The sequence below is a fragment of the Sphaerisporangium melleum genome, from assembly GCF_014646695.1.
GTDB classification, from domain to species: Bacteria; Actinomycetota; Actinomycetes; order Streptosporangiales; family Streptosporangiaceae; genus Sphaerisporangium; species Sphaerisporangium melleum.
The window spans coordinates 99,727-112,697 of sequence record NZ_BMNT01000031.1 but is presented as its reverse complement, the minus strand read 5'-3'; the positions used below and the strand labels follow the sequence as shown (position 1 = coordinate 112,697).

Annotated in this window: 5 protein-coding genes and 1 pseudogene; 2 read left to right on the top strand and 4 right to left on the bottom strand. The window is 74.4% G+C overall.

All coding sequences use genetic code 11. The features are described 5' to 3' along the window. A pseudogene (locus tag IEY93_RS25905) lies at nt 1-3,933 on the bottom strand (hypothetical protein); the annotation flags it as partial. 193 nt (nt 3,934-4,126) lie between these two features. On the opposite strand from IEY93_RS25905, the gene IEY93_RS25900 reads away from it, so the two are divergent. After that, on the top strand, nt 4,127-4,966 hold the full coding sequence (locus tag IEY93_RS25900; protein WP_189165722.1) for a WXG100 family type VII secretion target: 840 nt from the start codon (nt 4,127-4,129) through the stop codon (nt 4,964-4,966). A gap of 152 nt (nt 4,967-5,118) precedes the next feature. After that, a complete protein-coding gene (locus IEY93_RS25895; protein WP_189165721.1) occupies nt 5,119-5,421 on the top strand; it encodes a WXG100 family type VII secretion target in 303 nt (100 codons plus the stop codon). A gap of 252 nt (nt 5,422-5,673) precedes the next feature. Here the strand turns inward: IEY93_RS25895 and IEY93_RS25890 are convergent, their stop codons facing one another. The 3 genes from IEY93_RS25890 to IEY93_RS25880 all read right to left on the bottom strand — a co-directional run bounded on the left by IEY93_RS25890 (nt 5,674) and on the right by IEY93_RS25880 (nt 12,654). Next, nucleotides 5,674-10,422, bottom strand: a complete 4,749-nt coding sequence (locus IEY93_RS25890; protein WP_189165720.1) for an FtsK/SpoIIIE domain-containing protein — start codon at nt 10,420-10,422, stop codon at nt 5,674-5,676. Nucleotides 10,423-10,540: 118 nt separating this feature from the next. After that, a complete protein-coding gene (locus IEY93_RS25885) occupies nt 10,541-12,034 on the bottom strand; it encodes a hypothetical protein (protein WP_189165719.1) in 1,494 nt (497 codons plus the stop codon). A 59-nt stretch (nt 12,035-12,093) separates the two neighbouring features. Further along, complete coding sequence (locus tag IEY93_RS25880; protein ID WP_189165718.1) at nt 12,094-12,654, bottom strand: sigma-70 family RNA polymerase sigma factor; 561 nt, start codon at nt 12,652-12,654, stop codon at nt 12,094-12,096. Between the last annotated feature and the right edge of the window lie 317 nt (nt 12,655-12,971).

The following is a 12,971-nucleotide window of genomic DNA, read 5'->3' as shown; positions in this document are numbered from 1 at the left end:
GGCGGCGTCCTCCAGCACGCCTGCGCCACGCACCCCGGCCGCGTTCGGCTCCGGCACCACCGCGAACGTCCCGTCCAACGCGCCACCCTGACCACGCAGCGGCGTACCGATCTCCACCCGCGAACCATCCGCCCCGTACCGCACGAACCCATTACCCGCGTTCGCGTCCGCCACCTGGAAGACACCACCAGGCCGCTCGGTCACGGTGAAGTTCGGCAGCGGCGCGGCGTCGCGGCCGGCGACGTGCAGGGTGGGCGGCGTGCCGTCCTGGTGATGGCGGGTCACCAGCCACCGGCCGGAGTCGGCGCCGGCGGCGCCGTGCAGGCGGGTGGCGTCGTCGAGGAGGTGACCGGTCGCGTCGCCGAAGACGTGGTACCCGCCGTTCGGGCCGGTCACCTGGTAGCCGCCATCGGACAGGACGGTGACCGTCCGGGTGCCGTCCGGGGTGAAGTTCCCGTCCAGCCACCTCGGTCCCCGCGCGGGAAGCGGTCCGGGACCGGCGGCCGGATGGTCGATGTGCCCGGCCGGGGTGCCGTCCGCGTCCAGCACCTGCCTGCCGTGCCCGAGGTGCGTGCCGTCGGCGGCGTACCGGTCGTACCGGATGCCGGTGCCGTGGGGTACGGGATGCTCGACCCGGAATCCGCCGCCGGGATGGGATAGGACCCGGCCGGGCAGTGGGGTGCCGCCCATGTCGGTGAGTACGTGACCGCCCGCGCCGTCGGGGACGATGAAGCGGCCACCGTTCGCGCCGTCCGGCCCGGCCCCGGACAGCGCGATCCGCTGGACGCCGCCCCCGTCCATCGGCGCGAAACCGCCCCCACCGTCCAGCCCATGGAGCGGCGCGGGGACCCCACCGTCCAGCGCATGCACGGACGCGGGAAGGGCCGGGCCGGTTCCGTCGCCCGTGACCGCGGTGTGCGCGACCGGGGGCATGCCGTCGGTCGCGCCGTCGCCGCCGGCGTGGCTGCCGCCGGGCAGGCGGGGGCGGGTGTCCGCTCTGTTGACCGCGTCGAGACCGCGGCCGATGGCGGCGGGGTCGGCGCCCAGGCGGGTGAGCCGGTCGAGCGCGCCCGTGACCCGGTCCGTGGAGACGTCCACGGCCCTCTGCGCCTGGGCGTCGATGACGCTCGGCTGCGAGCCCTGGCCGGGCCGGGCGCGCAGGTCGTCCAGCACCTCCTCGGCGCCGCCCAATTTGTCGCGCGCCTGTACCAGGTCGGCCCAGGCGTCGATGCGGATCTCCCGGGCGGGGTCGTCGGCGGCGCCGAAGACCGCCCTGGCCCGATCGCCGTGCTCGGCCCACGACCGCTGGATCTGCTCGCCGGTCGGCCGCGGACGGTCGCCGGCCGGAGGCGGCACAGCCTTGCCCTTCCCCTTGCCGGTGTCCAGCAGGTCCAGCGCGGAGGACACCTGGTTCTGCCCCCCGCCGGACGGGGGCAGATCCGGTCCGTGACTCCTCGCCACCGGGGTGCCGGCGTGGGCCGGCGGCGGGCCGCCGGCCGCGGACGGGTGGGCACCGGCCGAGGGCTGCGGCGCGCGGGCGGCGGCCGGGGCGCCCGCGAAGATGTCCGCGCCCCCGGAGTGCGGGGCCGGCGAACGGGGCGCGGTGGGGGGTGGCGTGGTCGCGGCGGCGGCCACCGGTGGGAGGCCCGCCGCACCGGTAGAGGTACGGCCGGCGGCGGACGTACCGACCGAGGGGACGGCGGCCGGAGTGGGGGCGGCGGCGGACACGCTGGACGGGCCGGCCGGGGTGGGGACGACGGCCGGCGCGCCGACCGGGGTGGGCACCGCGGCGGACGTGCCGGCGGGGGCGGGCGGAGCAGCCATGACCTGCTGCTTGATCGCCGACGGGGAGGGGGCGAACTCGTCCAGGTGGAGGGAGACCTGCTGCGCGGCGCGGGCGGCGCCCAGGTGCCCGTCCATCTGGGCGCCCATCCCGAACACCGGAGCATCGGCCCGGTTCATGGAAGACGGGGAGAGCAGGGAGAGCGCGTTCTGCAGCCGCGTCTCCTGCCCCGTCAGGCCGCTGACGCCGGTCACTCCTGACAGGCCCGAGGACGTGGGCGCGGGCGTCGCCATGCCGGTCGGCGATGGCTGGACGGTCCCCAGGTGTACCGCGGCCGGCGGCTGGACCGCGCCCACGCCGCGTGACTCGGCCGTCGTGCCGACCGGGGAGGCGGGAGTGACGGCGGGGAGCTGGGTGGCCGAACCGGCGGGAAGGTGGACGGTGGAACCGGCGGGGAGCTGCACGGTGGAACCGAGGGGGAGGTGGGTGGTGGAGCCGACGGCGGGGAGCTGGACCGCCGGGCCGACCGTGGGGAGCTGGACGGCGGAGCCGGAGGCGCTGACCCCGAGGGGCGGTTCCAGGCGCATGCCGGTGGAGGTGTGGGTGAGCGTCGGCCATTCCCCCATCCGCACCGCGTTCAGCTCGCGGACCGGGGTGTCCAGGAGTGCGTCCATCCGCCTGGCCAGGTCGGGGGCGAGGGACAGGTGCTCACCGAAGCCGCCGTGCACGGAGAACGCGGGTGGCCGGGCGAAGGACGTCCCGCCGGCGGTGGGGCGGAAGGCGGGCAGGTCGACGCGCGGTATGCCGGTGAAGTCGCCGAGCCGGATGCGGGCCAGCTCGCTGCGTGGCAGGTCCAGCAGCGCGTCCACCTGCCGCAGCGGCGGAGGGGTGGAGAGCGCGAACGCGTTGGCGTGCACCGGCGGCGGTACCGGGATCGCCGCGATGCCGTGCGCGACGGCGCTCCCCACCGGTGCCCCGTAGCGGAAACGCCCCAGCACGCCCCGCTCGTAGAAGCCGATCTTGAGGGCGCCGCGCAGCCCGTGTGCCGCGATCTCGCCCGCGTCCACCGGCAGCAGCAGCCGCAGCCACTTGCCGCCGCCGAGCTGCCCTTGGGCGAAGGTCCAGGTCGCCTTGACTCCCCGGGACGCCAGGGGCGGGACGGCACGGATCACGCCGGGCAGCGCGTGGATGCCCTGGATGACGGTCAGCGTCCCGCGCCGGACCACCATGCCGGCCCAGCCGGGCAGGTTGTGCAGGGAGGTCATCACCCACAACCCGCCCCTGCGCACCCAGCTTCCGGCCAGCGAGGCGAAGTCGCGGAGCCCGGGCAGGAAGGCGAACGTCCGCAGCCCGCCGTTCCTGAACATGTCGTCGAAGAACGTGAGGAACGTCCGCCCCATCGTCTTCAGCCCGTTCCAGGTCAGCTTCGACGCGGCGGAGATCAGCTTGAAGATCGGGACGGCCTTGGTGGTGGGGGCGATCAATCCCAGACCGGACAGGAAGAGGTCGAGGATCGAGGCTTTGCCCTGGGAGAAGTCCACCGCGGTCTTGATGAAGATGGCCAGGTTGGCCCCGATGGCCACCAGCGCGATCGGCCCGCCGAAGATCAGTGCCGGGATGATCAGAATGATCGCCAGCCAGTTGAAGACCTCCCAGAACAGTTCGCAGTCGGAGACCGGCTGCCGGATGCGGGTCGCGACCTGGTTGATGGTGGCGCCGGCGGTCCCGCCCGCGTGCGACTGCGCCTCTCCGGCCTGCCTGGCGGTCGAGGCCAGCTCCGCACGCCGCGGATCGTCCTCGCTCAGTCCTCGTCCCTGCTCCAGCGCCTGGTCCGCCCGCCACTGCTGGTCGCGCATCACCACCACGTAGTCGTTCAGCGCCCGCGAGGAGGACTCGAACGCCTCGGCGATGCTCTGGACGAAGGCGCGCAGCGGCCCGCTGATCTTCTCGCGCAGCGCCTCCGCGGTCTGGCCGGCCCACGCCGCGTCACCGGTCTTCAGCAGTACGGCGTTCAGCGCGTCGTCGATCTCCCGGGCGACCCGGCCCAGCTCGCCGATCGAACGCGACACCTCGTCGATGCGGTCGGGGTCGCCCGGGGTGGGGTCGCCGGACAGCCCGATCGCGTTCCAGTCGGTGGGACGAGGAGGCATGGGTGTCCTTTCCGCCACGGGAGCGCCGCCGGGCCGCGACCACCGCGACGGCGATCTCAGGCGGACCACGTGCGAGCCGCCCCCGCGGTTCACGCCCACCCGTGAACCGCGAGCCCCCCTCGCACGTGGTCGAGTCGTCCGCGCCGTCCGCCGATGCCCGGCGGGCGGCCACCGACCCTGCGGGGAGGCATCGTTGCCCGACTTCGTCCTGGACTACAGCGTCCTGCACGAGGCCAAGAAGGACCTGCACGACCTGGCCGACCGCATCTCGCCCACCTTGAACAACAGCGTCTTCTCACAGTTGGGCAAGGGCGACCTGGGCGACGCGCAGGATGTCTTCGGCAACGACACCCTCACCAGTGCCTTCCGCAGCCTTTACCGGCTGTCCAAGGACCCGATGAACCGGGCCGTGGACAAACTCAAGAACCTCGGTGACATCTTCGGCAGCGTCGCCGACGCGTACTTCGACGTCGACGCGCAGATCGCCGACGGCTTCGGGGTGATGGGCACCCGGATGGGCCTGGACGAGTGGCGCGACAAGAAGGACGCCTGGGAGTACCACCTCCAGCACCTCGACGAGTGCACCGGCGGGGCCGACGCGCCGGCCCACTGCGGCGCCACCGACCCGGGCCCGCCGCCGGTCGACCAGCACATCGAGACCGAGAACGGCTCGGTGGACACCCATCTGACCCTGGACGACAAGGGCAACGTGGTGAAGGAGGAGACCACCGTCACCCACAACGGCCAGACCTACCACTCGGTCACGACCTACAGCGACGGCGGCCGGTCCTACACCACCGAGACCACCTACGCGGACGGCACGAAGAACGTCGCCGAGGTCCACATGAACGAGGACGGCAGCGGCACGATGACCGTGACCGACGACAAGGGCGAGAAGACCGAATACCACCGCGACCCCGGCAAGCAGTGGGAGCAGATCGGCGGCGGCGATGACGGGGACGGCGAAGACACCCCCACGGGTGGCACTCCGCCTCCCGCTCACCACAACAGCCACAACGCCGACGCCTACTGAGCCGCCGCGGGCCGCGGCCTCGTCCGGGCCGGCCCGCAGACCCGCGAACCCGGGGCACTCGCCCTCCCAGACCGCGCCCACCGACGCGGACCCCGGCCACGGAACTCCGTGGCCGGACCACGGCAACAACGGCCAGCCAGAAAGGACCACCCATGCCGAGAATCCTGCTGGACTTCGAGGCGATCGAGGCCACATCGGCCCGGCTCGACTCCACCCGTGACAGCATCGTGCCGATGCTGGAGGACCTCCGGGGCCGCGTGGACGGCCTGCTGCAGGAAGCCCTGGTGTTCCCGCAGTCCAGCCCTGCCATGACCGAGTCCTACAACAAGTTCAACACCGGTCTGCTGAGCGCCATGGAGGGCATCACGGCCTTCGCCAAGCAGTTCCGTGACATCGTGAACCAGATGCGCGAGATGGACGGCGAGATGGCCAACAGCATCCGCGAGAGCGGCTGATCCCGGCACGTCCGGCCGACCGGGACCGAGGACACCGCGGCGGCGGCCGGGCACACCAGCCCCGGCCGCCCAGCCGCCGTCACCAGGCCGCTCGGTCACCGCACACGCCGAGGAACCCCGAGCGGCCAGGCTGAGCACACGGCCATGGCAGAACGCCCGGCACAGGCCCGGAGCTCCACCGATCACCCACCGCACGGAACAAGAGGCTCGGCGTACGACCATCGCGCAGGGCGTTGGACGCGGCTCCGTGGTTCAGGCGCCGCGCAGGACGGTGAGCGGGACCTGTACGGTCATCGGCTCGCCGCCCGGGCCGGTCATCCATCCGCGTCCAGGCGCCGGACTGGACCGCAGTAGGTGCACCGGCATCCGGACGCCGATCATGTCGCCTTCCTGCAGGCCCTTCGGCGCCAGCAGTAGTCCGCGGCGGGCGCGCCGGGCCGCGCTCACCCAGCCCCCCATGGCCACCAGCAGCGCGTCCGCCGGCCCCGCGTACACCAGCCCGATGCCGCGGTCACGCCCGGACACGGCGATCTCCTTGAGCACCCGGTCACAGGCCGGCGTGGTCAGCAGGTCGGCGTCGTCGACCACCACCACGCGCGGGCCCGCGAGCCCGTCCAGCGCGGCCTGCACCTCCTCGGCCGAGGGATCCGGCGCGCCGAGCACCCGGGCCAGCGCGTGGCGGCCGAGGTCGCGCAGCGGCGACTCGCGGGGCGTCAGCACCACCAGGGAGGTGCCGCCGGCCAGCAGCGACACCGCCAGCGACGCCAGCGCCGTGCTCCGTCCCGAGCCCGGCGGCCCGTAGATCCCGAACACGGCCCCCGGCCCGGCGAGGTCCACGCCGACCGGGCCGGCCGTGTCACCGCCCAGCCCGATCAGGGCCCACATCGGCCGGCGCAGTTCCGCGGGCACCCGGGCGTACACCTCGGCGAAGTCGGCGGTGGCCGGCAGCGCCGCCACGGCGAACGGCCGCCGCCGGTCCGGTACCGCCGCGTCGCGGCGGGCGGCCCGCCGGCCGATCTCCCTGAGCGCCTCCGCCTGCTCCTGGCCGGTCGCGCCGGCCGCGAGCAGCGCGATCTGGGTCTCTGTTCCGCTCAGGGTGTGCCAGCCGCGGCCGGGCGGCACCGTGGCGGGCACCTTGCGCGCCTGGAGGCCCACCAGTTGGTAGTCGGCGCGGTCGCCCTGCCGCAACAGCAGTTTGTGGTCATTGTGCGCCGACAGCCGGCCACCGAGCAGCGACCGCTCGGAGGTCGCGACGACGTGGACACCCGCGGCCGCTCCTTCGCGTAGCAACCGCGTCACCATGTCGACCAGCCGTCCGTTGTCGTGCTCGTCCAGCAGTCCGGCCAGGGCGTCCCAGCCGTCGATGAACAGCAGGATGTGCGCGGGCCGCTCGGCCTCCGGCAGCAGCGCGCGCAGTTCGTTGAGGCCGGCCGCGCCCTCGGCCGCGCTGCGTTCCTGCCGCCTGGTGAGCTCGGCCGTGAGAAGGCGCAGCAGCCGTTCCAGCCGCTCGGTGTCGTGCCGCGAGACCACCGCGCCACAGTGCGGCAGCGCCTCCAGCGCCGCGAGCCCACCGCCTGCGGCGTCGATGCCGTAGATGTGCACGTCCGCGCAGATGGCCGTGCGGGCGGCGGAGCCGGCGAGCGTGCGGAGCACCTGGGTACGCCCGGAACGGGGGGCGCCGATCACGTACAGGTGCCCGAAGACCGCGAGGTCGACGCTCGCCACCCGGCGCTGCTGGAGCTGCGGCACGTCCTCCAGCGCGTACGCGATGGGCGGCGGGACCGCCCCCCGCTTACGGGTCGCCGGGCCGGCGGCCTCGCCCGGGATGGGCGTGCCGGCGACGTCCGGTAGGTCGTCGAGGATCACCTGCTCGTCCAGCGGTGGCAGCCACGGACTCGGCTGCGGGGTGAAGCCGTCCAGCCGGTCCGCGGCCTCGCGCACCGCGGCCACCAGCGCCTGCAGGTCGATGGGCGGCGGGGCGGTGGCGGTCGCGGGGTCCTCGTCCGGCAGGGCCGGCAACTGGGCGGGACGGCCGAGGCCGCTCCAGGTCAGCTCGGCGGCGCGAAGGGGGCGCCGCGGCGAAGACGTCCCGGCCACCGGCCGAGCCTCGCCCTGGGCTTTGGACCCTGCGTGCGTCCCGGCCCCGGGGTACGACACGGCCCCTGCGGAGGGGACGGATCCGGGTTTCGAAAGGGGGCCCGCCGGGGGGGCGGCGGCGAGGTCACCGGGACGTTCGGCACCCACCCAGGCCCCCTGGAACGGCACCGCCGAGCGGTGGCCGGTGCGGACCAGGGCCCGCCCCGGTGTGCTGGGCGAGATGTGCACGGCCTCGGTGGTGTCGATGATGTCCTGGCTCTCGGTGGCGTCGGTCACCCGCAACGCGATGCGCAGGTTGGTGTTGGCGCGGATGTCGCCGGTGACCGCTCCCGCCGGGCGCTGCGTGGCCAGCACGAGGTGGATGCCGAGCGAGCGGCCGCGCTGCGCGATGCCGATGAGGCCGGGCACGAAGTCGGGCACCTCGCGGACCAGCGTGGCGAACTCGTCGATCACCAGCAGCAGGCGCGGCAACGGCGGGAGCGAGGGGTCGGCGGCGCGCTTGGCCCGGTACTCGGGGTGATCTTTGGCTCCGACGTCGGCGAGGATCCGTTCGCGGCGCCGCAGCTCCGCGCTCAGCGACTCCAGGGCCCGTGTCACCAGGTGGGCGTCCAGGTCGGTCACCATGCCCAGCGTGTGCGGCAGTTCGGCGCAGTCACGGAAGGCGCTACCGCCCTTGTAGTCGACCAGGACGAAGGTCAGCTCGTCCGGCCGGTTGACGGTGGCGAGCGAGGCGACGAACGACTGGAGCAGCTCGGACTTGCCCGATCCCGTCGTCCCCGCGACCAGCCCGTGCGGTCCGTCACGGACCAGGTCCAGGGCCAGCGGCCCTTCGTACCCGGTGCCGAGCAGGAACTCGGTGGACGCCGGCCGGCGCCGCCAGCGTTCGAGCAGCGCGTCCGCCGTGGGCGGTTCGAGGCGCAGCAGGTCCAGCAGGCGCACCTGCTGCGGCAGCCCGCTGTGGTTCTCCGGGCTGACGTCCCGTACGGGCGCGAGGGCCCGCGCGACCTGCTCGCACCAGTCCGCGTCGACCAGGTCCGCCCGGACCTCGCCGATGTCCGGCGCCCCGGTGCGGCGGACCGTCAGCCGGGTCCCGGAGGCGAGCACGACGGTGCCGCACTCTTCGGGCAGCAGCCGCTCCTGCTCGTCCACACAGACGCTGAAGACCCGCACCCGCGGGCCTTCGGTGAGGATCTGCACCATTCCCGGCACCTCGCGCAGCCGCCGGGCGCCGTCCGCGATCACCAGCACGTCGGGGTCGGTGAACATGGCCTTGCCCATGGACGACCCGAGCGCCCGCTGCCGGGCCTGGATCTGCGCGACCAGCTCCGAGACCCGGTTGGCGGTGGACTCCGGGTCGTTGCCCACGCACACCACCGGCCCGTTCTCGGCGGCCGGGCGCAGGTGCGGAAGCCAGCGCACCCATCGCCACCCGTGGGCGCGGGCGGGGTCGGTGAGCACGACGATGCGCAGGTCGCGCGGGCTGTGCAGGACGGCGGCCTGCGCGACCAGCCATCGGGTCAGCGCCTGCGCCTGCCGTTCGGCGCCCGCGACGCCCACCACGCCGAGTTCGGCGATCTCCACGCCGATCGGGGCGTCCGGGACGTTCCAGCGCGCCATGCGGTGGTTGTCCTCCCGGGCGGGGTCGTCGAGTTCCTTCACCGACGGCTGGTCGACGGTCCCGAGCCGGAGGATGAGATGGTCGGCGTCGTGGCGGCGCCGCTCCCACAGACGGCCGCCCGGGCCACACGCGACGAGCGCCACCGTGGCGGGATCGGGGCCGACGACGCCCCGGACGCGGCGTTCCCTGGTCACCGCCTCGCGGATCTCGGCCTCCAGCGCATCGCGGCGCTGCCGGTAGCGGCGGACCTGCTCCTCGTACTGCTTGCGGTTGCCCCGCCGGCCGGTGACCCAGTTGATCACCACCATCATGGGGCTCAACAGGATGAAGGCCAAGAAGAAGTACGACTTGAACACCGCGACCAGCACCAGGCCGAGCACGATCGGGGCGACCATCGCGAGGCCGGGGAAGGGCTTGCGGGCCGGCGGATGCGGCGGGGTGGGCAGCCGCACTCGCTCGGCGTCCAGGTGCGGGGCGATGCGCGGCGGGCGGTTGTAGTCCACGCCCACACCGTCGGCGGACACCACGACGGCGGCGTCCGGCTCGACCGGCGCGGACAGCCGCAGCAGTGCGGCACCGACGGCGACGTCCTCGTCCACCGGCCAGGGGGTGGCCCACGACGGCACGAGCACGGGGCCGGTCTCCTCATCCTGCCGGCCGTCGACGGGAGCCGCGCCGGCAGGGGACGGATCCGCCGTGGCCGCGGTCACCGCGTCCTTGCCGGGCGGCGTGACCGCACAGGTGTGCACCTCGCCGGTCACGGGCCCCGTCCAGTGCCAGTACGCCGAGCCGTCGTGCGCGATCGTCACCCAGAGCCCGCGCTCGGGGACGTCCGCTCCGGACAGCCCGATGGCGCACAGCGAGCCGGAGCCGATCTCGTGGCTGCCCGCGCCGAGACGCCAGGTCCGTCCCGCTCCCGGACCGGACACCAGATGCACCTCGGCCAGCACCGGCGACCCGCCCGGCTCGGACGGGTCGCCCACCCGCACCAGGTCCGGCCGCCGGGCCGGACCGCCGAGCCCGAGGAGGGCGCCCTCACGGATCCCTGCCTCGGCGACCCGGGCGGCCGGGTGCAGCGGCCGTCCGTCCAGGTACAGGGTGCGCGGCGCGGCGGCCGCCTGCCGTGCCAGGAAGCCGTCCAGCCCGGCGGCCGGGTGTTCCTCCTCCTCCGGGCCGCGTTCCACGGCCGCGGCCAGGTCGGCGACCGTGGCGGACGGCGGAAGGGACACCAGGTGGTCCCGGTGCCGGCCGTCCACGCCGTCGACGGTGGTGATGGTGAGGTTCACCTGACATCTCCAGACATGCGCACCGAACGGGTGCACGGGCTCGGGTGCCTTACTTCCGCCTTCAGGTGGCCGCCGGCCTGCAGAGCGGATCGCCGGCGCGCTTTTAGCGGGTGCCCCGTCAAGGGGCCGTGCCGGAGGGTGCGGCCTGCGGGGTTTGCGCCACGGACACGCCACCCGCCCTGGCCGTCACCTCCGGTTCGACGAGATCGTCATCCGCCCGGCCGCCATCCGGTCGTGCCACCGGAGTGGCGGCGGGCACCGCACCGGCCGGATACCCGAAGGGTCTGCCAGAAGTGGCGGCCGGAGCAGGCGGTACGGCCGGCGCCGAACCGGCCGACGCGGGGCCGGTGACGGCTGGTGCCGCCGAACCGGGCGACGCGGGGCCGGCGACGACCGAGACCGCCGAAACGGCCGCGACGGCCGGGCCACCAGGCTCCGCGGCCGGCGACGCCGGGGCGGCCGGGGTCGCCGAGGTGATGAGGCCCGGGGCCACGGCCGTGGCGGGCGGTGGCCCCGCGGGCGCGTAGGGCGGCAGGCCGGTGACGATGTGCCGGAGAGCGGCGGGCAGCGCGACGGCGTCTGCGAGAACCGGAGTGCCGTGCACCAGCACGCGGCCGTCCGCGCCCGCCGTGAGCAGGCGCGCCGTGCCTCGCACACCGTCTGCCGCGATGACACGCACTCCGGCGGGCAGCGGCTCGGCGGGGGCCTGCGCGCACACGGCGAAGGCCGGAATGCCGGTTGAGGCGGCCGCTGCCGCCATGGCGACGGCACGAGCGGCGTCCGGGCCCGGGTGGTACGGGCTGACGCCGTCGGCGACCACGACGGCACCCGGCGGAAGGCGGGTGTCCACCTGTGCCGCGATGGCCTGTGCCAGGGCATGGACGGTCCGCGGCTCGCCGTCCAGCGCCAGGGCGGGCGGCCCGGAAAGGACGTCCAGCAGCACGACGTGCGCGCCGTCGCCGTCGACGCCGAGTGCCACCAGCAGCGGCGCGGCCTCCGGCTCGGCGACCGGACCGGCCCCCACGCCGGCACCGGCGCTCGCATTCGCTCCCCGGCCCCAACCGGCCCTGGCAGCGGCACCGGCGCCGGAGGTAGGGACAGGGAGGTTGACGTGGGCGGGGATGTCCGCGCGGTCGATCCACCACAGCCGGGGGTCGCGTTCGTCGGTGAACCAGGGCTCGGGCGGCTCGGGCGGAGCGGCGGGCCCGCAGGCGACCATCACCCCGGCCAGGTCGGTCCCGAGCAGAACGCCATAGGGACGCACGCCCGCCCGGACGGCTCCCGCCGCCATCACGGCCCGCTCCGCGTCGGCCCAGCCCGTCGTCCGGCCGAGGAGCCGGACGAGCAGGCGCAGCTGACGCCGGTAGCGGAGCTGGGCGCGGAAGGGAGCGGCGAACGCGGCGAGGGTCGCGGCGGCCTCCCGGCGCAGCCGTCGCCCGAGCGCGCGCCAGCCGCCCTGCCGGCGGGCGACGAAGTGGACGAACACGACCAGCAGCAGGAACACTCCGGCCAGGCCGAACAGCGCGGTGAGCCCCTGACCGGCCGGCGTGATGCCCACCGGCGCCGCCCAAAGCTCCCGGGCCCCCGCCGCCCGCGCTCCTGGCTCCCCCATGGCAGGTGGTTCCGCCGCCCGGCGAATGGCGAGGCGCGTCCACAGGTCGGCGGGGGAGGTCATGCCGCGACGCCGCGTTCGGCGAGTTCGTGGCGCAGGCGCCGCAGGCCGTGGTGGGTGCGGGACTTGACCGTCCCCTTCGGCACCCCGAGCAGCCGCGCCACGTCCTCTCCGGCCGCGCCGAGCAGGTGGACATGGACGACGGCCTCGCGGTGGGCCGGGGCCAGGGCGCGCAGCGCGTCCACCAGCACGCATCGATCCACGACCTGGGACGTCTCGTCGGCGATCGTGAGGGCGTCCGGATAGTCGGTGGCCGTGACACCGACGGGGACGGCGCGATCCTTGCGCAGGCCGTCGATCAGCAGGTTGCGCGCCACCCGGAACAACCACATGCGGATGGGCCGGTCGCGCCAGTCCAGCCGGTCGCCGAGCTGCCACGCCCGGAGCAGGGTCTCCTGGACGACGTCCTCGACATGGTGCGGGTCGTATCCGGCCAGGGCGGCGACGTAGTGGTGCAGACGTTCGCGTTCGGCGATCAGGAGTTCCGCCCGCAGTCCCGCCGTGGTGGCGGAGTCGACGGCACCCGGGGGTTGGGGGGCGTCGCCGGTCGTGCCTCTCATGGGGGCCACCGCACCGCTCTCTTCGCAGTCGTTCGTGATCGGACGCGCCGGAGCCCCGTGGGTCCCACGACCCCCGTCGCGGCGATCACGATAGGGCGGAATGATCATCGAGTGATCAACGCAGAGATGAACATTGCCGTACACGCGACCACGTGACGGACATCTACCTCACAGCACTTGGGACACGTCTTGAGAGGGACATACGCCGTGCCGCACCCACTGACCCCTTCTCCGGGTCTTCAGCCGATGTCTTGATCACGTTCACCTCCGCGTCGCGCAATGTGGCCAGGGTTGCCGCGCCAACACAGCGTCTGGAG

What these genes read in the sequence shown, in the direction of transcription:
- IEY93_RS25895 (WP_189165721.1), top strand. Translation starts at nt 5,119, where the DNA reads ATGCCGAGAATCCTGCTGGACTTCGAGGCGATCGAGGCCACATCGGCC.
- IEY93_RS25885 (WP_189165719.1), bottom strand. Translation starts at nt 12,034, where the DNA reads ATGGGGGAGCCAGGAGCGCGGGCGGCGGGGGCCCGGGAGCTTTGGGCG.
- IEY93_RS25880 (WP_189165718.1), bottom strand. Translation starts at nt 12,654, where the DNA reads ATGAGAGGCACGACCGGCGACGCCCCCCAACCCCCGGGTGCCGTCGAC.